General features: G+C 60.5%; 22 protein-coding genes. 8 read left to right on the top strand and 14 right to left on the bottom strand.

The features are described from left to right. Positions 1-77: 77 nt before the first annotated feature. Positions 78-971, bottom strand: a complete 894-nt coding sequence (gcvA, locus tag AC1DMK_RS25300) for a transcriptional regulator GcvA (protein ID WP_477862988.1) — start codon at positions 969-971, stop codon at positions 78-80. A gap of 128 nt (positions 972-1099) precedes the next feature. On the opposite strand from gcvA, the gene AC1DMK_RS25295 reads away from it, so the two are divergent. The 4 genes from AC1DMK_RS25295 (at position 1100) to AC1DMK_RS25280 (ending at position 5285) form a co-directional block, all read left to right on the top strand. Next, positions 1100-1804: an SDR family oxidoreductase gene (locus AC1DMK_RS25295; protein ID WP_477862986.1), complete on the top strand. Its 705-nt coding sequence runs from the start codon at positions 1100-1102 to the stop codon at positions 1802-1804. 293 nt (positions 1805-2097) lie between these two features. Next, a complete protein-coding gene (ahpC, locus tag AC1DMK_RS25290) occupies positions 2098-2661 on the top strand; it encodes an alkyl hydroperoxide reductase subunit C (protein WP_037060133.1) in 564 nt (187 codons plus the stop codon). A gap of 103 nt (positions 2662-2764) precedes the next feature. Beyond that, positions 2765-4345: an alkyl hydroperoxide reductase subunit F gene (ahpF, locus tag AC1DMK_RS25285; RefSeq protein ID WP_477862984.1), complete on the top strand. Its 1581-nt coding sequence runs from the start codon at positions 2765-2767 to the stop codon at positions 4343-4345. Between the two features lie 22 nt (positions 4346-4367). Next, positions 4368-5285, top strand: coding sequence for a LysR substrate-binding domain-containing protein (locus AC1DMK_RS25280; protein ID WP_477862982.1), 918 nt, complete (start codon positions 4368-4370; stop codon positions 5283-5285). Positions 5286-5306: 21 nt separating this feature from the next. On the opposite strand, the gene AC1DMK_RS25275 is transcribed toward AC1DMK_RS25280, so the two are convergent. The 7 genes from AC1DMK_RS25275 to AC1DMK_RS25245 all read right to left on the bottom strand — a co-directional run bounded on the left by AC1DMK_RS25275 (position 5307) and on the right by AC1DMK_RS25245 (position 13149). Continuing rightward, positions 5307-5834, bottom strand: coding sequence for a hypothetical protein (locus tag AC1DMK_RS25275; RefSeq protein WP_477862980.1), 528 nt, complete (start codon positions 5832-5834; stop codon positions 5307-5309). A gap of 607 nt (positions 5835-6441) precedes the next feature. Continuing rightward, a complete protein-coding gene (gene gabD, locus AC1DMK_RS25270) occupies positions 6442-7896 on the bottom strand; it encodes an NADP-dependent succinate-semialdehyde dehydrogenase (protein WP_477862978.1) in 1455 nt (484 codons plus the stop codon). 208 nt (positions 7897-8104) lie between these two features. Continuing rightward, positions 8105-8851 carry a ThuA domain-containing protein gene (locus tag AC1DMK_RS25265; RefSeq protein WP_037060125.1) on the bottom strand — a complete coding sequence of 249 codons (747 nt, stop codon included), beginning with the start codon at positions 8849-8851 and terminating at the stop codon, positions 8105-8107. A 13-nt stretch (positions 8852-8864) separates the two neighbouring features. Next, complete coding sequence (locus AC1DMK_RS25260) at positions 8865-9950, bottom strand: ABC transporter ATP-binding protein (RefSeq protein ID WP_477862976.1); 1086 nt, start codon at positions 9948-9950, stop codon at positions 8865-8867. Positions 9951-9971: 21 nt separating this feature from the next. Beyond that, positions 9972-10883 carry a carbohydrate ABC transporter permease gene (locus AC1DMK_RS25255; protein ID WP_477862974.1) on the bottom strand — a complete coding sequence of 304 codons (912 nt, stop codon included), beginning with the start codon at positions 10881-10883 and terminating at the stop codon, positions 9972-9974. A 1-nt stretch (position 10884) separates the two neighbouring features. Then, positions 10885-11772: a carbohydrate ABC transporter permease gene (locus AC1DMK_RS25250; protein ID WP_037060421.1), complete on the bottom strand. Its 888-nt coding sequence runs from the start codon at positions 11770-11772 to the stop codon at positions 10885-10887. An 84-nt stretch (positions 11773-11856) separates the two neighbouring features. Then, positions 11857-13149, bottom strand: a complete 1293-nt coding sequence (locus AC1DMK_RS25245) for an ABC transporter substrate-binding protein (protein ID WP_477862972.1) — start codon at positions 13147-13149, stop codon at positions 11857-11859. A 201-nt stretch (positions 13150-13350) separates the two neighbouring features. Here AC1DMK_RS25245 and AC1DMK_RS25240 point away from each other — a divergent pair, with 201 nt between their 5' ends. The 3 genes from AC1DMK_RS25240 (at position 13351) to AC1DMK_RS25230 (ending at position 16433) form a co-directional block, all read left to right on the top strand. Further along, complete coding sequence (locus AC1DMK_RS25240) at positions 13351-14355, top strand: Gfo/Idh/MocA family protein (protein WP_477862970.1); 1005 nt, start codon at positions 13351-13353, stop codon at positions 14353-14355. 9 nt (positions 14356-14364) lie between these two features. Next, positions 14365-15363, top strand: a complete 999-nt coding sequence (locus tag AC1DMK_RS25235) for a LacI family DNA-binding transcriptional regulator (protein WP_477863051.1) — start codon at positions 14365-14367, stop codon at positions 15361-15363. Positions 15364-15482: 119 nt separating this feature from the next. After that, the gene (locus AC1DMK_RS25230; RefSeq protein WP_037060418.1) at positions 15483-16433 is read left to right on the top strand and encodes a lytic transglycosylase domain-containing protein; all 951 of its coding nucleotides are present in this window, start codon (positions 15483-15485) and stop codon (positions 16431-16433) included. Between the two features lie 66 nt (positions 16434-16499). Here AC1DMK_RS25230 and AC1DMK_RS25225 read toward each other — a convergent pair whose 3' ends face one another. Continuing rightward, positions 16500-16931 (bottom strand): Lrp/AsnC family transcriptional regulator, encoded by a 432-nt coding sequence (locus AC1DMK_RS25225; RefSeq protein WP_037060115.1) that lies wholly within the window; start codon positions 16929-16931, stop codon positions 16500-16502. A gap of 124 nt (positions 16932-17055) precedes the next feature. On the opposite strand from AC1DMK_RS25225, the gene AC1DMK_RS25220 reads away from it, so the two are divergent. Next, positions 17056-18159: a saccharopine dehydrogenase family protein gene (locus tag AC1DMK_RS25220; protein WP_037060112.1), complete on the top strand. Its 1104-nt coding sequence runs from the start codon at positions 17056-17058 to the stop codon at positions 18157-18159. Between the two features lie 109 nt (positions 18160-18268). Here the strand turns inward: AC1DMK_RS25220 and AC1DMK_RS25215 are convergent, their stop codons facing one another. From AC1DMK_RS25215 to AC1DMK_RS25195, 5 genes are all read right to left on the bottom strand, one after another. Beyond that, the gene (locus AC1DMK_RS25215) at positions 18269-19546 is read right to left on the bottom strand and encodes a DUF3422 family protein (RefSeq protein ID WP_477862967.1); all 1278 of its coding nucleotides are present in this window, start codon (positions 19544-19546) and stop codon (positions 18269-18271) included. A 237-nt stretch (positions 19547-19783) separates the two neighbouring features. After that, positions 19784-20128, bottom strand: coding sequence for an ArsR/SmtB family transcription factor (locus tag AC1DMK_RS25210; RefSeq protein WP_477862965.1), 345 nt, complete (start codon positions 20126-20128; stop codon positions 19784-19786). A gap of 415 nt (positions 20129-20543) precedes the next feature. Then, on the bottom strand, positions 20544-22094 hold the full coding sequence (locus AC1DMK_RS25205) for a DHA2 family efflux MFS transporter permease subunit (protein WP_477862963.1): 1551 nt from the start codon (positions 22092-22094) through the stop codon (positions 20544-20546). Positions 22095-22268: 174 nt separating this feature from the next. Then, positions 22269-23309, bottom strand: coding sequence for an Ldh family oxidoreductase (locus AC1DMK_RS25200; protein ID WP_477862961.1), 1041 nt, complete (start codon positions 23307-23309; stop codon positions 22269-22271). 83 nt (positions 23310-23392) lie between these two features. Continuing rightward, the gene (locus AC1DMK_RS25195; protein WP_037060100.1) at positions 23393-24304 is read right to left on the bottom strand and encodes a dihydrodipicolinate synthase family protein; all 912 of its coding nucleotides are present in this window, start codon (positions 24302-24304) and stop codon (positions 23393-23395) included. Positions 24305-24474: the final 170 nt, after the last annotated feature.

Raw genomic sequence — 24474 nt, 5'->3', positions numbered from 1 at the left:
GCTGTTTCTGGCGCATCACCTCGATCTGAAGAACGCAAAACCGCTCTGCACTTTTGCTGGAATTGTTCTAGCCGCTCTCAGGACGAGGGTTCAGCATGACGCAACAGCCAGTCGCGCACCTTGGCGACTGATTGAGCATTTTGCGGCCGGCGCGGCGCCACAACGTAAAAGTCCGTGTTCGCACGCATTTTTTGTTCGAAAGCCCGCACCAGCCGTCCGGCGGCAATATCCTCGTTGACAAAGATGCTGCTGGCCAATGCCATTCCCTGGCCGGCAATGGCCGCCTCGATTGCGTGGGAGGTGTGGTTGAAGCGCACGCTTTTCGATGCAGGTGACGGCGTGCCTGCGAGCAGCGTCTCGATGAATGCCGGCCATTGATCGTGCGTGTCGTGCAGCAGCACGAAACGGCCGAGTTCAGCCGGTGACAGAGCGCCTTGCGAGGGCATCAAAGCCGGACTGCAGACAGCCAGCAGATCCTGCTTAAACAAAAGATCGGCCACAAGTCGGGTGTCGAACGGCGGCTGCGCCAGGCGGACGGCAATATCGACGGCATCGGACTGGAAATTCGAAATGCGTTCGCTGGCAAGGATGCGCAAATCGAGTTCCGGATGGGTTGCCAGGAGGTTCGGCAGACGCGGCATCAGCCATCTGGAGGCGAAGGTGGGCGTTACGCTGATGGTCAGGCGGAAGGGCTCGGGCCGGAGCGTGGCCGTCGCCTCGGCCACCAGTTCGAGTGCACGTCTGATGCTGACCGCGTAGGCGTGTCCGACATCCGTCAATGCGAGCACCCGCGGAAGGCGGTGAAACAACTTGCAACCAAGCTCGGTTTCCAGTCCGCGCACCTGTTGTGCGACGGCGCCTTGTGTCACCCCGAGCTCCTCGGCGGCTAGCCGAAAATTCAGGTGACGTGCGGCCACTTCGAAGGCACGCAGGGCGTTGAGAGGCGGAAGGCGATGAAGCGGCTTGGTCATGCAATAGAAATTCTACTGGTAGATGGCAACGGAATTGGCTCGAACAGGCCAATCCGCAATGATATCATGTTCGGGATTAGCTGAAAACATAGCGCCAATTGCGCCGCACTCACGGGAAGGCAACGATCATGGCAGTAGAAAAAGTAGCACTTGTGACGGCGGGTGGCAGCGGCATGGGCGCCGATGCGGCCCGGCGCCTGGCCGCCGACGGGTTCAAGGTCGCTGTTCTTTCCTCGTCCGGAAAAGGCGAAGCGCTGGCGAAAGAACTGAGGGGCGTTGGGGTAACGGGCTCCAATCAGTCGAACGACGATCTCCAGCGTCTGGTCGATCTGGCAATGCAGAGCTGGGGACGGATCGATGTGCTGGTCAACAGCGCCGGACATGGCCCGCGCGCACCGATCCTAGACATCACTGACGAGGATTGGCACAAGGGCCTTGACGTCTATCTGATGAACGTCGTCCGCTCGGCCAGATTGGTGACACCGATCATGCAGGCGCAGAAATCGGGCACGATCATCAATATTTCCACCGCATGGGCCTTCGAGCCCTCCGCCATGTTCCCGACATCGGCCGTGTTCCGGGCGGGGCTTGCCTCCTACACCAAGATCTTTGCCGACACCTACGCCGCCGATAACGTCCGGATGAACAACATACTGCCCGGCTGGATCGACAGCCTGCCGACAACCGATGATCGCCGCCAGTCCGTTCCCATGCAGCGCTACGGCAAAAGCGAGGAGATCGCCGCAACGGTCGCCTTCCTCGCGTCAGAGGGTGCGGGCTACATCACTGGTCAGAACATCCGGGTTGATGGCGGTCTCGGGCGTTCCGTCTAGACGCTAAAACCAGGGCAGGTGCGCGACTGGCTTGTCTGAGCGCGCCTGCAACTGTCCACTGCGGCTCGCCCTCGAGGAGACCGCTAAGGGCCGGACACCTGTTCCTCGCTATGCCACTGTCGCGGCACTTCGCGAGCGAGCAATCGGCGCCGCGAGCGAGCAATCGGTGTTGCGACCGATAGACGCTCCCTATCGAAATTTTAGAATTTATCTATTTCATTTATCGTCGGCCTCCATTTATGTTGCGGCGCGAAAGCGGCATTTCGCTTCGCAGCAATTTTAAAGGAGTCCCCATGTCCCTTATCAACACATCCATTAAGCCCTTCAAAGCGCAGGCTTTCCGGCAGGGAAAATTCATTGAAGTGACCGACGCCGATACCAAGGGCAAGTGGGCTGTCTTCTTCTTTTATCCCGCTGACTTCACCTTCGTCTGCCCGACGGAACTCGGCGATGTTGCCGATCACTACGCCGAGCTGCAGCGCCTCGACGTCGAGGTCTACTCGGTCTCCACCGACACCCATTTCACCCACAAGGCCTGGCACGATAGCTCCGAAACCATCGGCAAGATCCAGTATACGATGGTGGGCGACCCGACCGGTACGGTCACCCGCAACTTCGACGTCATGCGCGAATCCGAAGGTCTTGCAGACCGCGGGACCTTCGTCGTCGATCCCGACGGCGTCATCCAGGCGATGGAAGTGACGGCGGAAGGCATCGGTCGCAACGCCGCCGACCTGCTGCGCAAGATCAAGGCGGCCCAGTATGTTCGCGCACATCCAGGTGAAGTTTGCCCGGCCAAGTGGGAAGAGGGTGAAAAGACGCTGGCTCCATCCCTGCATCTCGTCGGCAAGATCTGACGCCTGAATTGAGAGGCTGCCCTTCTTCAAGCGGAAGGGCAGCTGTCGCCTGCCACATCAAGCACCCAAGCGATGCTGCCATCTGTTTTTAGCGGAGTAGTCCATGCTCGACGAGAATCTGAAGTCCCAGCTTAAAGCCTATCTGCAAAGGGTCGTGCGCCCGATCGAGATCATCGCCTCTGTCGACGACAGCGCGAAGTCGAAGGAGATGGCAACGCTTCTGGAGCAACTGGTCGAGCTTTGCGACAAGATTTCCGTCACCGTGCGCCGCAACGACGGTGAACGTACGCCGTCCTTTGCGCTAAACAGCCCCGGCCATGACATCCAGCTTCGCTTCGCAGGCATTCCGATGGGCCATGAGTTCACGTCGCTCGTGCTGGCGCTGCTGCAGGTCGGCGGCCATCCGCCGCGCACCGAACAAGCGATCATCGACCAGATCAGGGATATCGACGCCGACCTGAGCTTCGAGACCTACTTCTCGCTCTCCTGCCAGAACTGCCCTGACGTCGTGCAGGCACTGAACCTGATGGCGGTCCTCAACCCCCGCATCAAGCATGTCGCGATCGACGGTGGCGTCTTCCCGGCCGAGGTCGAAAGCCGTCAGGTCATGTCGGTGCCGACCGTCTATCTGAACGGTCAGATCTTCGGACAGGGCCGCATGGAGGCCGAGGAAATCGTCGCCAAACTCGATACTCGTTCTGCGGCCCGGGCCGCTGAGCGGTTGAACAATCGCGAAGCCTACGATGTGCTGGTCATCGGCGGTGGACCGGCGGGTGCGGCGGCGGCGATCTATGCTGCGCGCAAGGGAATCCGCACGGGTCTCGCCGCCGAGCGCTTCGGTGGTCAGGTGCTGGATACCATGGCGATCGAGAACTTCATCTCGGTGCGCCACACCGAGGGTTCGCAATTGGCGGCCTCGCTTGAGGAACACGTCAGGGACTATGATGTCGACGTGATGAACCTGCAGCGAGCCGAGAAGCTCGTTCCCGGCAAGGCGATGATCGCCGTCGAGCTTGCCAATGGCGCGACGCTGCGCTCAAAGACCGTCATCCTGTCCACCGGCGCACGCTGGCGGCAGATGGGTGTCCCGGGCGAGGATCACTATCGAAACAAGGGTGTGGCCTATTGCCCGCATTGCGACGGACCGCTCTTCAAGGGCAAGCGCGTGGCGGTGATTGGCGGCGGCAACTCCGGCGTCGAGGCGGCGATTGATCTCGCCAACATCGTGAGCCACGTGACGCTAATCGAATTCGACAGCAAGCTGCGTGCGGACGACGTTTTGCAGCGCAAGCTAATGAGCCTGCCCAACGTCGACGTCCTGTTGTCGGCCAGGACGACCGAAGTGCTGGGCGACGGCCAGAAGGTCACCGGTCTTGTCTACGAGAACCGCGTTGCCGGCCAGCGCCACACGCTTTCTCTCGACGGCATCTTCGTGCAGATCGGCCTGTTGCCAAATACGGAATGGCTGAAGGGATCTGTCGAACTTTCGTCGCGCGGCGAGATCGTCGTCGATCAGCATGGCCAGACGTCGGTTCCGGGCGTTTTTGCCGCCGGTGACTGCACGACCGTCCCCTACAAGCAGATCGTGATTGCACTTGGAGAGGGAGCGAAAGCATCGCTTGCCGCCTTCGACCATCTGATCCGCACGTCGGCGCCGGACGCCGACGCCGTCAAGGCAGCATGACAAGCAGCGGCTCGATCGCACCATGACCCTGCGCGAGCTGGAGTACCTGGTCGCGCTTGCAAACCACCGGCATTTCGGCCGGGCTGCCCAGGTGTGCCAGGTAGCCCAGCCGACGTTGTCGATGCAGATCAGGAAGCTCGAGGAGGATCTCGGTGCGCCGCTCATCGAGCGGGCGTCGCGATCGCTCATGCTGACGGCTTTCGGCCAGGACACCGTCGAGCGTGCACGCCGCATCCTGGCCGAAATCGAGGAGATGAAAGCGGCGGCCCGTCGCAGCCGCAACCCGGAGGTTGGCACGCTTCGTCTCGGCATCTTCCCCACGCTTGCCCCCTATCTCCTGCCGTATGCCGTTCCGCGCATCCGCGAGAGGTTTCCCGGCCTGGAAACATTGCTAATCGAGGAAAAAAGCCACGGCCTGCTGTCGCGCCTCAACGACGGTAACCTGGATGCGGCAATCCTCGCCCTGCCGGTCGGCGACGATCGCCTGACAACAGAGCTTCTGTTTACGGAGCGTTTCCTTCTCGCCGTGCCGTCCACCCACCCTTTGGCGGAGCGCAAGGACCTCGCGCTTGGCGACCTCAACGGTTACAATCTGATGCTGCTGGAGGAAGGTCACTGCCTGCGTGATCAGGCACTGGACGTCTGCCGTCTGGCGGGTGCCAGCGAGCGCGCATCGTTTCGCGCTACCAGCCTCGAGACGCTTCGCCAGATGGTTGGGGCTGAGGTCGGGATGACGCTGCTGCCGGAGCTCGCCACGCTTCACGCCGTTTGCGCAAACATCAGGCTTTTGAGCTTCACTGATTCATCGCCAAGTCGCCAGATCGGCATCTGCTGGCGGAAGGGATCCGCGATGCGTCACTTTCTGCCGGAGATCGCCGTGCTGTTGCGTGGCGTGTCAGAGGGGCTCTTGGCTGCCGCGTCGATACCTGCGTTCGACTAGGCAGTCAAAGCCTTGAGTGCTTCATTGCCACTCCCACAGAACCGGGGATGAATACGGCCGGTCCTGGACCAGCAGGTCTTGTCGCGCCAATCTGCGCTCGTAAGCTGCTGCATCTGCATCACCGTTCAACCCGACGAAGAGCATTTTCATAGAGCTTGTCTGCGGCTGTCCCTTTTTCCGATAGGTAAAATGCACTGCACAGGTCGGATATTCCCAATCCGCCGTCAGCGTCTCGGCAAATCCCTGCTCGGTAAGACCATCGGTGCGTCCTGTTGAGGCCAGAAACTGGCCAAGACCGAAAAAGCCTGCAAACAGCCGATAGGCGGTCTGTTGCTGCATCTGCGCGCCCTGGTCGTTGGTCGTGTCTCGCCGATAGAACAGGCTGTCGGTCTGGCCGCGCTGTCTCTTCAGGGCATAGCTTACCAGGTTGCGTTGTGCCAGCAGTTCCATCGTCAGATCGTAGGTCTGATACCTGTCAGGGTCTGTCTGAAGATCGTCGATCCTCAACCTCAGATCGACGATGTAGTCCTGATAGAATGCCGCGCTCATCTGCAATTCCTTGTTACCGTCGGCGGGGTGTTAGCAGAAAACACGACGGGACCAAAGCGTGCCGGGTGATTTGCGTCCCAGACGGCCAGGAACGCCGCATTGAGCCATAAGCCGCGCGCCACGCGCATGGCGCATAGCTGTACTGCATAAATGTGCCTATCATTTGGGCGAAGCATCTGTATATTCAATTTCAACGAAGCGATGCACCTCCTCCCGCAGAGCTTCGTGTTTGCAAGCGGCCCTATCCTCCTCCCAAGGGCTCTTGCGGGAACAGCAGCACTCCTCCTCCCAGCTGCTGTTCGGTTACTTTTGAAAAGCCTGCCGCACCTCCTCCCGCGGCAGGCTTTTTTCGTTTGGCCGGACAGCTGGACGCAGCCGTTCATGCGGTACCAAAGACATGGTCGCTCAAAGCGGGACAGGTTCGAAGGAAGAGTTCTCATCAATTGGGACGGAAAGCGTTTTACTGGTGACCGGTGCCGGCAAGGCCCAGGGCATCGCAGGGCAGCTGCTTTGCGCCTGAAGACCAGCGGCTAAGACGTACGGTTGCAGACAGGCGGATGCGCCGCCCGACTGTCTTGCGGCCACTGACGTGGGCTACGCCCGCTCTTCAGCCGATCCCGCCGAGGCAGACATATTTGATCTCGGTAAATTCCTCGATGCCGTAGCGTGAGCCCTCGCGGCCGAGGCCCGACAGCTTAACGCCGCCGAATGGTGCCTCTGCCGTGGAGATCAGCCCGGTGTTGACCCCGACCATGCCATATTCGAGCGCCTCGGCAACGCGGAAGACGCGGGCCAGATCCTTGGCATAGAAGTAGGAGGCAAGGCCGAATTCGGTGTCGTTGGCCTGTTCGATGACATCGCCCTCGTCCTTGAACCGGAAGAGAGGAGCGACCGGTCCGAAGGTTTCTTCGCGCGCGACGGCCATCTCCTTCGTCACATTGACCAGCACCGTTGCCTCATAGAAGGAGCCCCCCAGCGCATGCCGCTTGCCGCCCTGCACCACGCTTGCGCCTTTGGCGAGTGCGTCGGCCACGTGTTCTTCGACCTTCTCCAGCGCCGGCTTGTCGATGAGAGGTCCGAGGATGACCCCCTCGTCGAAGCCGTTGCCTGTCTTAAGCCTGCCGACCGCTGCACCGAGCTTCTGCGAGAAGGCCTCGTAGACGCCCTCCTGCACATAGAGCCGGTTGGCGCAGACGCAGGTCTGGCCGTTGTTGCGGAACTTGGCGATCAAAGCGCCTTCGACGGCGGCATCGAGATCGGCATCGTCGAAGACGATGAACGGTGCATTGCCGCCGAGCTCCAGCCCCAGTTTCTTGATCGTCGGTGCGCTCTGCTTGTAGAGTTCGGCACCGACCTCGGTGGAACCGGTGAAGGTGAGCTTTCGCACCGTGGGGTTTTCCGTCATCTCGGCGCCGATGGCCGCCGCCGAGCCGGTGACGACGGAAAACAGTCCCTTCGGCAGTCCGGCGCGCTCGGCCAGAACGGCGATTGCGATTGCTGAAAACGGGGTCTGCGAGGCAGGCTTCAGCACCATGGCGCAGCCGGCAGCAAAGGCCGGGCCGGCCTTGCGGGTAATCATTGCATTCGGGAAATTCCATGGCGTGATTGCCGCCACGACGCCGATCGGCTGCTTCATCACCAGGATACGCTTGTCGGGCTGGTGGCCGGGAATGAGATCGCCGTAGACACGGCGGCCCTCTTCGGCGAACCATTCGATGAAGCTGGCGCCGTAGACGATCTCGCCGGTGGCCTCAGTCAGCGGCTTGCCCTGCTCAAGCGTCAGGATGCGGCCGAGATCGTCCTTGTTTTCGATCATCAGCTCGAACCACTTGCGAAGGATGCCGGCGCGCTCCTTGGCGGTGCGTGTCGCCCAGCCCTTCTGCGCAAGACGCGCCGCCTCGATTGCCACTTTGGTCTCGGCCGCGCCGAGCTTGGGAACGCGGCCGATGATCTCGCCGGTCGCAGGATTGTTCACCGCGATCGCATCGGCCGGATCGGCTTCGATCCAGCTGCCACCGATGAGGGCTGCCTGGCGAAAGAGAGAGGGGTCGTTGAGGTGCATTTTATCCATCCTGTGCGAGAATTCACCGGACCCTGGCCCGGGGTCAGATCCCATGACGTCAAAGGCAAATCTGGCGCCCGTTTCTGTCATGTCAAATTGGCCCGCTTGAAGATGGAATACAACAGGTCGGCGTTTTCCAACGCTTGCCAGGGCGCAAACCGATCGTCTGCGCCCTTTGTGCTCTCACCGCAAATTGCGCCTTGAAGTTTTAGGGCTTTTTGATCGGACGACCGTGGATCGGCTCCGCCCGGTGCCAGTTCTCCAGGATGCGGCCGTCTGTATGGGTCTGTTTTGCCCAGCGGATGCCATTCGAGATGACTTTGTGAATGGTCTTGTCGTGGTAGATCGGATAGGTCTCGTGGCCGGGGCTGAAGAAGAAGATGCGCCCACGTCCGCGCTGGAAGGTGCAGCCGCTTCGGAAAACTTCACCGCCCGAATACCAGGAAATGAACACCAGTTCGTCCGGCTGGGGGATGTCGAAGGGTTCTCCGTACATCTCCGACGCGTTGACCTCGAAATAGGGCGGCAAGCCCGCAGCGATCGGATGGGAGGGATTGACCACCCAGACCCGTTCAAGGTCTCCATCAGGCGACTCGCGCCAAGAGAGGTTTGCATTCGTGCCCATCAGGCGGCGAAAGAGCTTGGAGTGGTGGCCCGAATGCAGGATCAGCAGCCCCATGCCCTTGAGCACGCGCTGCTGCACGCGATCGATCAACCCGTCGCTGACGTCTTCATGGGCCATATGACCCCACCAGATGAGCACATCGGTATCGTTGAGGACGGAATCGGGCAGACCCTCGTCGGGATCGTCGAGTGTCCCCCGGCGGATCTCGAAGTCGGGATGCTCAATGCCGGCGGCGATCGCGCCGTCGATACGGTCGGGGTAAATCGCCTGCACTTCCTTGTGCAGTTGCTCGTGGCGCCCCTCGTTCCAGATGGTGACCTTGATTGTCATGATGTCCTCGATGTTATGAAGCTTGGGCTTGGCGGACGACCCGCCCTGCAGAATCGAATAGATGGCAGGCGGAGGCGTCTGCGATGAGGGAGACGCGATCGCCGGGTCGTACAGCAACGTCGCCCTCGGCGCGTACGACGATCGGCTGCTCCGGCGATCCTACCGTCATGTAGGTTTCGACGCCGAGGCGCTCGACGATGACGACGTCGGCGGTGAAGTTTCCTTGCCCGTCGGGCGCGATCTTGAAGTGCTCGGKCCGAATGCCGAGCGTGGCTTCACCTTGCGGCACCGCGCCGTCTTTATCTGCAAGGTGCAATGCAAGGCCGATCGGGCTTTGCGCGCGCAGTTCGCCTGCCTGCGGCCTGGTGACCGTCACCGGAATCGTGTTCATCCGCGGTGAGCCTATAAAAGTCGCGACAAACTCGTTGTCGGGTCGATGATAGAGATCCATCGGCGCACCCTGTTGGGCGACCAGCCCCTTGTTCAGGACGACGATGCGGTCGGCCATCGTCATGGCCTCGACCTGATCGTGGGTGACATAAACGACCGTTGCCTTGAGCTCCCGGTGCAGGCGCTGTAATTCTGCGCGCATCTGAACGCGCAAGGCGGAGTCGAGATTGGAAAGTGGTTCGTCGAACAGGATCAGCGACGGCTTCTTGATGATCGCACGGCCGATCGCGACGCGCTGTCTTTGGCCGCCGGAGAGGGCCGCCGGCCGGCGATCGAGATAGTCGGTCAATTGCAGAATCTCGGCCACACCCTCCACCTGCTTTCGGATGTCCGCTTCCGGCACCTTCTTCAGGCTCAGCGAGAAGCCGATATTCTGCGCGACCGTCATGTGCGGATAAAGGGCGTAGGACTGGAACACCATGGCGATGCCGCGCTTGTCGGGCGGCACATCGTTGATGCGCCGGCCGTTAAGGACGAGATCACCACCGTCTATCCCCTCAAGGCCAGCGATCATGCGCAGCAGCGTGGACTTGCCGCAGCCGGACGGGCCGACGAAAACCGCGAATTCACCATCCTCCACGGTGATGTCGACGCCCTTGATGACCTCCAGCGCACCGTAGAATTTGCGAACATTCTTGAGATTGATCATCTTTGAAACTCTTTCTGGATATCAGCCTTTGACGCCGCCTGCGAAGGTCTGGACGAGGAAGCGCCGCGCGAAGCCGAAGGCGATCACGGCCGGCAGGAGGTAGATGAAGGCAAGGGCTGCAAGCAGGCCGTAGTCGATCTCGTTGATGCGCAGGAACGCGCGKAACAGACCGAGCGGCAGCGTCTGCAGCTCCGGAGACGACAGGAAGATCAGCGGCAGCAGGAAATCGCCCCAGGCCGACATGAAAGCGAACAGCCCGGCGGCGGCCAAACCCGGCAGGGCCAGCGGGATCAGCACCCTGCGAATACGCTGCATGAGCGTTGCGCCGTCCATCAGCGCGGCTTCTTCATAGTCGCGCGGCAGGCCATCGAAGAAGGTCTTCATGATCCACAGCGCCAGCGGCAGCTGCATGGTCGCGAGCACCAGGATCAGTCCGAGATAGCCGTCGATGAAACCCGTCCAGCGCATGATCGGTCGGGCGTATTCGCCAAGGATCGGCCGAAGAATGGCGCCCTCCATGTTGTTCAGCGTCAGCAGGAACTTGTAGAGCGGCACGACGAGYGCYGTCGGCGGCAGMACRCGGATCAGSAGGATGGCATAGAGGAACGGCAGCTTCCACCAGGCGCGGGTACGCGACAGCGCATAGCCGCCGAGACCGGCGAGCACCATGACCAGAACGGTCGCCCCGCCAACGACGAAAAGGGAGTTGAACAGCCACCTTGCCCCGTCTTCCTTGGTGAAGACCCTGACATAGTTGGCCAAAGTCCACTGTTCGGGCCAGCGCAGAAACAGCTGTGCGTTTGCATCAAGCGATGCCAGCAACACCCAGAAGAAGGGGACAGCGCAGAAGATCGAGATCAGCGACAGCGTCGCATAGGCAAGCAGATCCGACCGGGTCTTGTTGGCATTTTCTGTGGGAGACATCGCGGCCATGTCAGACCTCCACTTTCATGGCCCGGACATAACCGATGCCGAGGACGAGCGAAATCAAAAGGGCGACCACCGCGACGGCTGCTCCGTAGCCAAGCTGGAAGGAGGTGAAGGACTGGTTGTAGATGTAAATGCTGATCACCTCTGTCGCGCCACCCGGACCACCGCGCGTCAGGGCATAGACGAGGCCGAACACGGCGATCGTCGAGACAGCGGAGATCAGCATGTAAAGCAGGATTGTCGGCATCATCAACGGCAACGTGATGCGGCGGAACATCTGCGAAGGTGTCGCGCCATCCATGCGGGCAGCCTCATAGATTTCGTTGGGGATGGTGCTGAGGCCGGCGGTCAAAAGGATCATTGCCGTCGCGATGCCGCGCCAGGTGTTGACGATGATGACCATCGACAGGGGAAAGACCTGCAGCCAATCGGCAGGCGTAACGCCGAAGAAGCTCACAATACGGCTGAGCGTTGCGTGCTCGCCGCCCGCCAGCATGGAAATCCACATGAAGCCGGCGACGACCTCAGGTGCTGCGTTCGGCAAGAGGATGATGGAAGAGAATATCTGCCGGAAGCGAATGTTCCGACGCAGCGCGATCGCCGAGATCAGGCCGAGAACGAACTGGCCGATCACGGCCGAACCGATCACGAAGAAAAAGGTGACGAGCAGCGCGTTCCAGAATTTCGCGTCGTTGATAAGACGGGCATAATTCCGCATGCCGACAAAGCGCGGCCGAAGTGCCGCAGCCCCCGTCAGCGCTTCGTTGGTGAAGCTCAGATAGACGGAATACAGTGCCGGATAGATCACGAAGGCCAGAAGCAGCACCAGCGATGGCAGCAGGATCACGAGAAGCTGACGCTCGACGCGTCTTTCGTGAGAATTGAGGACCATGAAGCTCACAACCTTGTCGAATGAGCGGAGACGCGGCAAATGGGCCGCGCCTCCGTCTTGGGCGGAAGTTGGAAAGCCCGAGGCTTACTTGACCGCCTCGTCGCCGAGCGTTTCCTTGACATAATCGACAAGGATTTTCTGGGCGCCGGCGGCATCGGTTTCCTTGCGCAGCAGGGCTTCCGTCGCGCGGGCGACACCCTCGGCGACCGTGCCGAAACCGGACGCCTGCTTGAGGAAGACGCCGTTGCCGGCCGCTGCGTGGATCGGAACCAGTTCGGTCAGCTTCTGGAATTCGGCATTCTTCGCCGCATCCTTGCTGGCCGGAATATTGCCGATGCGCGCTGCATAGGAAACCTGGGTTTCCACCGAGCCGATTTCCATCAGCGCCTTGGTGGCAAGTGCGACGTTTGCCGATTTTGCGTTGACGGCCCAAGGAGCAGCAAGGTTGGCCAGCACATACTGGCCGCTGTCCTGGCCCGGAACGGTCCAGGTGCCGACAATCTTGGTCACGTCAGGGATCGGGTTCTTGCTCTCTCGACCCCAGTCGAAGATGTAGCACCAGGAACCGCAAGTGGTCGCCACAAGCTTGCCCTGCGGGAACATTTCATACTTCGGAACGACCCAGGGTTCAGGTCCAAGGAGCGGCTGCGTCGGCATCAGGTCCTTGTCGATCAGCTCCTTGTAGACCCCGAACACGTCCTTGATGCCTTCACCGCCGAGATCGAGCTTGCCATCGGCATCGACCAATTGCGGCGTCTTGGAGCCAACGAGAAGGTGCTGGAAGCCTTCGTCGAAAGCGCCGCTGCCCCAGGAAACGCCTGCAGGGAAGAGCAGGCCATAGGCGCCAGTCTTCGTCTTGACCTCGGCGGCACGATCGAGGAGATCCTTCCAGGTCTTCGGCTGCTCGGTCGAGATGCCGGCCTTTTCGAGAACGTCTTTGCGGAAATAGATCTCCTGGATGCCGAGCATGAACGGCATCACATAGGTTTGGCCATCGGGGCTGACGGCGAGCTGCTTGGCGACGTCATAGAAGTTGGCGTAACCGTCCCAGGCGGTGATTTCCTTCGTTACCGGAGCAAGGTAACCGGCAGCGACCATATCGGCCACGGCAGCCGTCGTCGGGATGGAGAAGAGGTCCGGAGCGTTGCCCGCGCCGAGCTCTGTGAGCAGCTTCGTCAGGTAATCCTTGTCCGGCGCAGGGTATTCGATGACCTCGACGGTCACCCCGTATTTCTTTTCGATCGCCTCGACCGTCGACTTCATGGCGTCGATGCCGGCCTGGCCGTGGTTTGCAATTCTGATTGTCTCGGCATGTGCGAGCGTCGACACGGCGCTGAGCAAAATGGCGCACAGGCCACCAATGACCGTCTTCTTCAACGGAAGTCCTCCCTATTGGTTCCGCAGCGCCCTCCAGCACCGCATGAAAAAATGTACACGCATTCTGAAATGAGGCAAGGGAGATTTTTGATCTCAACCAGAGGCATCATTCATCAGCTTGATTTTATAGAGTTAAATAGAACTTGCCTTCGTGATTTCGTTTGTGTAATCGTATACAATCTGCATTCGGGAGGATTTGTCATGTCAAAGAAATCGCGGCTTGGCGTCATCGGCGCGGGCCTGAAGGCGGCTGAGTATGCGGCGAGCTGGGCTGCGATGCCCGAGATCGAATTCGTTGCCCTCGCGGACACGGTTTCCTCCTCGCGCCAGCGCCTAATCGACGTCTGCGTCGCTGCGGGAAGTCCGGAGCCGAAGAGCTTCGAGGACTATCGGGAGATGCTATCTGCGTGCCGAGATGACCTCGACATAATCTATGTCTCGACCCCGCATGCTTTCCATGGCGAACAGGCCGCAGCGGTTGCCGCGGCCGGCCTCGACCTTTTCCTGGAAAAGCCGATGGTCACCACAGTTGAAGAGGCAGAGAGGTTGATTTCCGCCCAGAAGAAGAGTGGCGTGACAATCGTCACCGCGTTCCAGGGCGGCCTTTCTCCGCTGGTGATCGATACGCGCAAGCGCGCGCTGGCCGGCGAGTTTGGAGATCTGATCGCCATCTCGGGCATGATCTGGGAGAGCTGGTCTGATAACTACGACGGCCATTGGAAGCAGCAGCCCGAGATCTCCGGCGGTGGGTTCATGTTCGACACCGGCGCGCACATGATGAACACCGTCTGCCTGCTTGCGAATTCGGATTTTGACAGTGTCTCCGCCTATATGAACAATCACGGCAAGAAGGTGGATATTGCCACTGCCGTCTCCGCGCGTTTGCGCAACGGTGCGCTGGCGACGCTGACGGCGGCAGGCAAGGGTCCTCCAGGCTGCGCTTCCTACATCACCTTCTTCTATTCCAAGGCGATCGTGCGGATCGACGCATGGGGCGGCTGGCGCGAGATCAGCGTCGATCGCACCAACGAGCCCCGCGAGGAGGCCGAGATTCTCGGCAATCCGATGAAGAACTTCCTCGCCATTCGCGCCGGCACGATGGAAAATACAGGCTCCGTTGAAATGGGCTTGCGATTCGCCAGGCTGTGGGATGCAATCAAAGAATCGGCAGCAGCCGACGGGGCATCCGTCAGGATCGCGACATAAACGCGTGGAATATCGGGAATGAGCAAGCGACGGATCACCTCCAAGGAACTGGCAAAGCTGGCCGGGGTGTCTTCCGCGACTATTTCGCGCGCCTTTTCGCCCGATTCCAGGATCAGCAGCGCAACCCGCGACCGTATTCTCGCGGTTGCCCGCGAATACGGCTATCAGCCGAACGCGATTGCCCGTTCGCTGAACAACCAGCGCTCCCGTCTCGTCGCGCTCGTCGTCAACGCGATCGGGAACCCCTGCGAAGCCGAGGAGCAACAGCTTCTCGTTCACCGCCTGCAGGCCCGACAGCTTCTCCCGATCATCCTTTGCTGCGCAGATCATGACGACCGGCTGCAACTGATGCGCCTCGCATCCACCTATCAGGTCGACCACGTCGTGGTCTTCTCCGACATGGTCTCGATGCAGGATGCCGTCGATATCTTTCACACGACGAAGCCGATTATCGTTTCGTTCGAGCCGCTGGAAAACGAAAACGTCTCCAACATCCGCATCGACGGGTCCGCTGCGGCCGGCGAAATCATCGACAAGATCGTCCGCGACGGCAAGAAGCGCTTTGCGTATCTCTCCGGCACGAAGTCGAGCTGGATCGACAAGCTGCGCCGCAAATGGTTCGCCGACGCGCTTGCAGAGCGCGGCCTGTCGCTGGAGGCCGAGGCCTTTGGCGACTACAGCTATGATTCCGGCTTCAAGGAGGCGGTTATGCTGCTGCACCGGTCGAAGGTCGATGCCATCATTTGCGGCAACGACGTCATGGCGATCGGCGCTCGGGATGCGGCGCGCCGCGTGCTTGGCAAGAACACGCCCGATGACCTCGCAATCGTCGGGCAGGACGGCATCGCCATGGCCGCCTGGGACTGCAACGACCTGACCACGCTGAGCCTCGACCACGCTGCGTTCATGGACGCGGTCGTGGACCTGATCGAGCGCCACGACGCCGATCTGGAAGGGCCACACAGCATAACGCTCACCTGCACGGCGCGCTGGGGTTCCACAGCCTAGCCGATCGCCGACGGTCGCTGCTTTCAACGGCGATGTCTTGACTGCAATCGGCGAAAGAAATGGTATAAGCGGCCAGGTGCTACTCGATGGCGGTGTTGCAGCAGCGGCACCGGAACCACATGACAGCGGGAAATCGGCGCGACACTATCGACCTTCGGGCAGTTGAGGCTTTGACCCTTCTGCTCTTTTTTCTGTTTTCGGCTTCGATCTCGCGCGCCGAGCCGCCTCAGGTCCCGGCTTCGGCCGCCTGCCTCTATACCCGGTCAATTGCCGCGTCCCGGGAAATGCTCTGTATTCGAAAGGACAGCTTTGTTAGCGATCTCTGTGGGGCAATCGAGCGCACTGCAGTTGATCACGATCTGCCGCCGGACTTTTTTGCACGACTGATCTGGCGCGAGAGCCGATTTCGTCCGGATGCACTGAGCTACAAGGGCGCGCAGGGCATCGCACAATTCATGCCGGGGACGGCAAAGCTGCGTGGCCTGCAGGACAGCTACGATGTGCTGGAGGCTTTGCAGAAGTCGGCGGAATATCTCGATGAACTTCGCGACCGCTTCGGCAATCTCGGACTGGCCGCTGCCGCCTACAATGCGGGCGAGAACGGATTGTCGAACTATCTTGGTGGCGGCAACCTGCCGTCCGAGACACGCAGCTACGTGATGGCGATTACCGCCCGCAGTGTCGATGACTGGAAATCCAGTCATTCGGATGTGCCAGCGCGCGCGCTGGACAAGGATCGGCCCTTCGTCGAAGGCTGTGTGGCACTCGCTGACAGCCGCAATTGGGGTCAGCCGGCCTGGCAAACGGAGGGTACATGGGCACCCTGGGGGGTGCAGCTTGCAGCGCACGCCAACCCCGATGTCGCCCGCCAGCTCTTCTTGGAGGCGGTGCAGCGGCTGCCGCCGCCTCTCAATCAGGAACGGCCGCTTATTCTGCGGCAACGCGACCGGAGTTTCGGCTACCGCCCGCGCTACGTGACCCGCATCGCGCGTCAGACAAGGGCGGAGGCGAACGATGTCTGCGCTCAAATTCGCAAAAGCAACAGGATCTGCCTTGTCTTCAAGAACTGAAGCCGCGGTGGCACAACCTGACGACAGCCCGCCACTGCATCTGTGCTGATCGGCTGTTGGGGTGGTCTAGCGATCAATGCGTGTCGACAATATGATCGAGGACAGCGTTCTTTCCACGCCTTCAATCTCGCCGATCTGATCGATGATCTTGTCCAGTTCGCTGATGGAATTCGCCGCGACGATGGCGATCAGATCGAAGCTTCCGCTGACGGAAAAGACCGATCGGACATGGGAGATGGCATGGAGGTCGCGTGTCACGCCGCCTAGCGATTTTGCGGCGAGCGTAATGAGTATGTGCGCCCTGACGAGCCCCCTTTCGAAATCATCGGACAGGCGCACGCCATAGCCTGAAATGACGCCGTCGCGTTCCAGGCGCTCAATCTTTGCTTGTACGGTTGTGCGCGACAGGCCGAGCTTGCGTGCAAGCAGGGCAACCGGCATCCGAGCGTTTTCGCTCAATAGCGCCAGAAGATCCCGATCTTTCTCATTCAACGTCATATTGTCAGATCCAGACGTCGCTCTGTTCAAATTAGTTAGTAGAATTATTCGTTTTGGCGCTTGGATTCAACATGCGGAGACTGAATAAAAAAAGCATAAAGATTGGCGGGCAGAGGAGGTTMAAATGCGAAATGTGGTTGTGGTGGGCGCAGGCAAGATCGGATCGACGATTGCGAGGTTGCTTGCCTATTCCGGGGACTATCACGTCACTTTGGCGGACAGGAGTGCCGAACAGCTTTCGCAGATCGAAAAGCATGATGCCATTGCGCTTGCCGAGATCGACATTTCCGATAGCGCCGCGATGGTACGTCTGCTTGCTGGCAAATTTGCCGTTCTGAGTGCTGCGCCGTATCATCTCACGATCCCGATTGCAGAAGCGGCGGCCAAGGCCGGCGTTCACTATCTCGACCTGACGGAGGATGTTGAATCCACTCGCCAGGTCAAGGCAATCGCTGCGACCGCCGCCACTGCGTTCATTCCGCAATGCGGCCTGGCACCGGGGTTCATCTCGATCGTTGCCAATGACCTTGCCAGCCGCTTCGACACGCTCGACAGCGTGCGCATGCGTGTGGGCGCGTTGCCACAGTATCCGTCCAATGCGCTCAACTATAACCTGACTTGGAGCACCGACGGCGTCATCAACGAATATATCGAGCCCTGCGAGGCGATCGTCGAAGGACAGTTGATCAAGGTTCCGGCGCTTGAAGAACGCGAAGAGTTCTCACTTGATGGCGTTACCTACGAGGCGTTCAACACCTCGGGAGGGCTGGGGACGCTCTGCGAGACCCTGAAAGGCAAGGTTCGGACGCTGAACTATCGCACGATCCGCTATCCCGGCCATGCTGCCATCATGAAGGCATTGCTGAACGATCTGGGGCTGCGCCATCGTCGCGAGGTGCTCAAGGATATTTTCGAGAACGCACTTCCATCGACGATGCAGGACGTCGTGATCATCTTCGTGACCGTCTCCGGTCGCAAGGAGGGCCGACTGGTGCAGGAAACATATGCCAACAAGGTCTATAGCGGCGTCATCGGCGGCCGCATGATGAGCGCAATCCAGATTACCACGGCATGCAGCATTTGTGCTGTCCTCGACATGCTGACGCAGGGCGTCCTTCCTGCCAGGGGCTTCATCCGCCAGGAGGATATTGGCCTGGATGCCTTCCTGAAGAGCCGCTTCGGTCATCACTATGAGCAGAAGACCTACTCCGACAGGGTCGCCAGCTAAAGGGATCGAACGGCAGTCTCGCCAATAGCGAGGCTGCCTCGTCCAACGGAACGCAAGCCACCCGATCGAGGCGCGCTGACGCAACCGCCTCCGCCGACGCCAATTAAAGTCAACGTCTGTCTTCTTCTGCGTGCCGGCGCCGGATATTGCGCACGACCAGCCACATGCCGGCGACGACAAGCGGCACCGAGAGGCCCGTCAGCGCCTCTGGCGCGACGTCGAAGCCGATGACGTGGGCGCCCTTCGCCAGATATCCAAGCAGGCCGACGACGTAATAGGAGATCGCAGCGACGGAGAGCCCTTCGACCGTCTGCTGCAGGCGCAGTTGCAGCTGGGCGCGCCGATCCATCGAGTTCAGCAGCGTTGAGTTGATACGCTCGAGCTCGACATCGATCCAGCTTCGCAGCAAGGCCGTGGCGCGGGCGAGCTTGCGCGACAGGTTCGCCTGCCGCTCCTCCACCGATTGACAGGTCCGCATCGCCGGCGCCAGGCGCCGATCAAGGAACGAACCAAGCGTCTCGCTCCCCGACGAAGCGGTCTCGGCAAGCGCGCGGATCCGTTCCTGCACGATTTCATTGTAGGCGCGGCTTGCCCCGAAACGGTAGAGGCTAAGGGCCGCATTGGCCTCAAGGTCGGCCGCCAGGCGCGTGATCTCGGACAGCATCTGGTCGGCTTCGTCGCGGGCATGCTGCTTCATCCGCTGCGTGATCGCCGTCAAGCCCGACTCGATACGACGAATTTCCGGCGAAAGCGATTGCGCCAGCGGCAGGCCCATCATCGCCAGCGTGCGATAGGTCTCGATGTCGAGTAGCCTCTGGACGAGGGCGCCACGCGCGCTGTCGCTCATGCCGCGGTCAATCACGAGGATCTTCGTCAGTCCATGACCATCCTGACGAAAGTCGGTGAGGATTGTTGCCTGGCCGTTCCTAAGGTCGCTGCGGCAAAGGCTCGTCGGATCGAAAACGACGATCTCCTGCTCGGTCTCGGCGGTATCGGACCTGATCTCCAGTCGAATCCCTGAAATGAACGGTCCCGGCGCAGAAAAGCCGTCGCCAAATGGGTGCACGGGAATATCCATTCCGAACCGCTCTGGTGCCGGGCTGTCCCAGAAATAGGTCGAGAATTCGGTATGCCGTTCCCATCTCAGGGTCCCCTGGCCCCAGCTTATCGCGTGATGGCTGGTTTCAAGGGCAGGCGGCGCAACGCCACTCGAGCGCGAGAGGCCGGCAAGCGTTTCCTGGTCTGCGTCGGCAGCCGAATCCGTCAGAAAGGCAAGCTGGAAGATGACGCGCGGGGCGGCGACGAGCGCAAACGGTCGCGCATGAATTTCGCCGATCGCGCGTGCGCGCAGTTCGGCAGGAGGGAAGGCGAAGCTTCCTCGTGTCATCGATCATCCTTTCGATCGGCCCGTTCCTTCAAGCCGGGAAAGCTCACGTTTCCCGGCTAAGGACAGATCGCATACAATAAATTCAGCGTAAATCATGGACTTAGTTTGAATTGATCAGGGAAAGCGATTCAATCGATTAGCCGACAGAATGCCGCAGCAATCGGCCATGCGACATAACGATCGACGGTCAGTTGTACCCCAGTCGGCGACAAGGACTGTCCATTGTGGGCGCGGTGATCATGAACCTAGCCCGGTCGTCCGTGTCTGGTCGCTGTGGTGGGATTGCCGGAAAAGCAACTCCTGGACGTGCGCGAGTGCCACCGCGATCGTCTCGCGACGGATCGAGTAGAACACGGCCTGCGAGACGCGTCTCGTGGAGACGAACTCACATTCCCTGAGGATTGCAAGATGCTGCGATAGTGCCGATTGCCCGAGCCCCGTCTTTCTGGCCAGGGCATTCACCTGAATTTCCCMACCGAGGAGATGACCAAGGATGGAGAGCCGGTTGGCATTGCCGAGCACTGACAGACGATGAGCCAAAACGTCATTAGCTTTATGATTCCAGGAGTCGTCGTCCTGCATGGAATGTCCTCAATGAATGACACATGAAATGGGATGACAAAATGAATGCGACGCCCGACGTCTACGCAGTGTGGACGCAGGGGCGATTGGGTCTTTGATCGATGAAATGTCGTGACTTAGATTGACGGCCGCCGGCAATCTGCCACTGAAAGCTGCGTGGGGGCGAAGCGCGCGCTGCAGCGGATGGGATCGTGCGGCGGCGGCAACAGCGGATATGCCGTCGCAAGATGCGACTGGCCATGCTGTAGATTGAGCGTGGACATCATGTTCACCTGGTTGAAATGGATATCCGCACCATCCTTCACAGCACTAAAAAGAGCGTTAAGAAATTCGCTTCAGCCAATTGAAAGCTCGTTTTTTTGATGCCCCGCGGCAGTCACACCGTGCGACCTAAGCGTTGCGTCCCGCCGCAACACTAGCCGTTTTGGGCTGGGGGCTGGTGCCGGGCGATCGGGATAGAGAGCAGGGCGCAGGCGGTAAGCACGGCAATCACCATCCAGGCCTCATTGATGGCCTGAACACTCGCAGCAGTCTGGACCAACGGATCGAGCATCGCCGTCGTATCGGCATCGAAGCTTCCCTGATGGCCGACAATTGCTTGGGCCGGCGCGCCGACGAATGTAGCGGCCGCGACGTCGCCTGCCTGCAGGCGCTGCCACAAACCCTGCCCCAGGGGCTCCGACCGCGTGTAGATAATGGTATCGATCAAAGCGATACCGATAGCGCCGCCAAGGTTTCGCATCAGGTTGAAGAGGCCGCTCGCATCGGGGACGCGCTCAGGCGAAAGCGTGCCAAGTGCCAGGCGCGTCGGCGGCAGCAGGCAAAACATGATTGCAACGCCGCGCAGGACCTGTGGCCAGAACATTGCGTCGTAGTCGGTACCGGGGTCCTGGAAGGCACTCATGCCGACCCCGACAGCAAAGAGCGCGAACCCTATCGCCGACAGCGGGCGCGCGTCTGTCCGTTTTTCCAGCGCGACCACGATCGGCGCTGTCAGAAGTTGGGCGATCCCTGTCACCAGCATCGTTTCTCCGATCTCCAACGCGCTGTGGCCCCTGACAAATGCGAGAAACACCGGCATCAGATAGACCGAGCCGAATAAGCCGATTCCGAGAACGAAACTGAGAACGGAGCCTACGAGAAAATTCCGGTCACCGAAATTTCCAAGATCGACCAGGGGTCGGGCACTGCGGAGCGTTCGCAGGGTAAATGCCGATCCGGATGTGAGGCTGAGTAGGAGCAAGCCCGCAACATATGGTGAGCTCCAGCCGCCTGTCGGGGCCTCTTTCATCGCGAGCTCCAGTGTCGCAAGCGCTGTTGCCATCATCACGAGCGACACGGCGTCGAGGTGCCTGATATGCGATGCGTCCACCCGTTGTCTGGGCAGAGACAGCGCGGCGAGGACGGCGGCAGCGAGACCAGGGAAAACGTTGATCAGGAAGAGCCAGTGCCATGAATATGTTTCGGTGATCCAGCCTCCGACGACTGGCCCCACAGTCGGGGCGAGCACTGCGAGAACGCCTGCGATGGTTGTCGCCAAAGCCTGACGCCTGTTGGGAAACAGAATGAACACGGCGGAGAATACCGATGGAATGATGGTACCGCCCGAGAAGCCTTGAAGCACCCGCCAGGCCACCAGCTCGCCAAAGCTGCCGCTGGCTGCGCAGCCTGCCGACGCTGTTGCGAACAAGGCAATGGCGGCTACGAAGAGCCACCGCATCGTGAGGAACCGCGTGAGGAAGCCGGTGAGCGGGATCGCAACAACCTCCGCAATCAGGTAGGCCGTTTGGATCCAGCTCATTTGATCAGGGCCGATCTCAAGTGCGCTCTGTATGGTCGGCAGCGACGTTGCGACGACTTGTATGTCGAGGATCGCCATGAACATGCCGGCGCACATCGCAATAAAGCCAATCCAGACGATGGCAGTTCTTTCGTCTGGAGGAGCAGCTTCAGATCTTTCCGACATTTAGCGATCCTGAGCGCGCGATGGTGTCCGCTCTTATGCGATTGGGCAGGACGATGCAGGGGCAAGACCGCGATCTCGCCCACAACGACAACATAGTTCGGATGGCGGCAGAAGCGATAGAGGTCCTCGAGACAACTGACCGGGAGGGGAGCGTTTCAACGATCCAGCCGGCGCCTACGCGTTATCCTCGATACGGAGATCCGCGAGCAGCCGTTCCAGTTCGGCAAGCAGCTCGGCTTGAACAGGAATGCCGAGCGTCTCGTTCCGGTCGCGGGCTTCGTAGCGCCGCTGCGATGGAAGTCGTGCGCCTTGGTCGGTGATGGAACCGAACAAACCCTCGGCTCGCTGAAGGTTCTCTGCCACGCCTCCTCCCAGGAAGGAGTGTGGATCGAGCGCGATGATAAGTTCGCCGTGGCAGGGCGTAACCCCAGCGCCTTCGTCAAAGCCCATCGACTCTGCACTCATCATGTCACCGATCAACGGCCCTGCGAGAAGCTCTATCATCGCTGACAGGGCCGAGCCCTTGTGCCCGCCAAACGTCAACATTGCACCCCGCAGGGCTTCGGTGGGATCTGTCGTGTCCCGGCCCTCGCTATCCAGGGCCCAACCGATTGGTATGGGCTTTCCTGCACGCCGGTGAAGCTCGATTTCACCGCGGGCTGCCGCACTGGTGGCGAAGTCGAAGACGAACGGTCGTTTGTCCGGTCGCGGCCAGCCAAAGGCCAGGGGATTGGTCCCGAAGGCCGGCTTTATGCCCCCTGCGGGTGCAACCCAACTGTGGCTCGGCGTGAGGGCCAACGCCACGAGACCGGCTTCGGCGATTGCCTCGACCTCCGGCCAGAGAGCAGAAAAGTGAAAGCAGCGCGTGATGGCCATGGCGGCGATACCTTGTTGCCGAGTCTTGCTGACCAGCTTCGCCAGCCCGGTGTCGAACGCCAGCAAGGAATAGCCGAAGTTGGCATCGACACGGACGATACCCGGTGCCGCATCATCAACGACCGGAACCGCGTTCGGGTCGATTTTGCCGGCCTTGATGGTCCGCACGCATCCAAGCAGGCGATAGAGCCCATGCGAGTAGCATTCGTCGCGTTGCGCAGCCACCATTGACGCCGTCACTGTACGGGCGTGGTCGGATGCCAGACCTGCCGCCAGAAGGATTTGGGTACTGAGCGCGTGCGCGGCTTGCCGCGAGAGATATGTGATGCTGGAAGACATGGGGCTTGCCTGTTGTCAAACACGGAAAGAGGCGCAGGACCGCGCCTCTTTCCGATTTCGGCCGCGTTGCTGGAGGCGTAACGTTACGCCGCTTTCTTGCTGAGCGAAGGGCGCGTGGCAGCGGCTTTTTCGACCATGGCAGTCACCTCGGCGCGGCGCGCACCTGTTAGCGGCATGCGGGGCATGCGCACGCGTTCCGTGCCGCGGCCCATGATCTGTTCGGCCAGCTTGATCGACTGAACCAGATCATGCTCGGCATCGAGATGGAGAAGCGGCATGAACCAGCGGTAGATGCGACGGGCTTCTTCCCAATCGCCGCGTTCGGCTGCAGCGATGAGCTGAACCGATTCCTGCGGGAAGGCGCTGGTGAGGCCCGAGACCCAGCCCTTGGCGCCGAGCATCATGCCCTCCAGGGCCACGTCGTCGAGACCGGCGAAGAGGTCGAAACGATCGCCGAATTCATTGATGAGGTCGGTGAAGCGGCGCGGATCCGGTGCGCTTTCCTTGACGGCCTTGATGTTCTTCACGCCTTCGAGCTCGCGCAGCACATCGACGCCGATATTGACGCGATAGGCGGGCGGATTGTTGTAGAGCATGATCGGCAGCGAAGTGGCTTCGGCAACCGCCTTGAAATGGGCGACGAGCTCGTGCGGCTTCGGCACGTAGACCATGGCCGGCAACAGCATGAGGCCGTCGGCTCCGAGCTTCTCCGCGTCCCTTGCATAGGCAATGGCGCGGCGGGTGTCGAACTCGGACACGCCGGTGACGACAGGCACGCGGCCGTTGACGACTTCGACGGCGGCCTTGAGGATCGTGCGCTTTTCCTCCGGATCGAGCGAGTTGTTCTCGCCGCAGGTGCCCATCACGATCAGACCGGTGACGCCGTCGTTTACGAGCGCGTCCTGGACATGTTGGGTGTTGTCGAGATCGACCGACAGATCTTCATGGAATTGCGTTGTTACAGCGGGGAAAACGCCGCGCCAGCCAGTGGTCATTTCAGCCTCCTATCGTGTTGGTGAAAGCATCAGTATACAAACTGTCGACAAAAGCAAGTGACTCGTCGAGTTGAGGCCAGAAAGATGCCCGGGCCAGGAATGGGGGGAGGTCGCGGGTCGAGTGGCCGTCCGACCCTTCGAGATCTGGCGGCGCGACCAACGTGCCCGTT

It is taken from the genome of Rhizobium sp. 05L419, from assembly GCF_056397845.1.
Note: the sequence above shows the minus strand (reverse complement) of the source record. Positions and strands in the feature narration are given on the sequence as shown.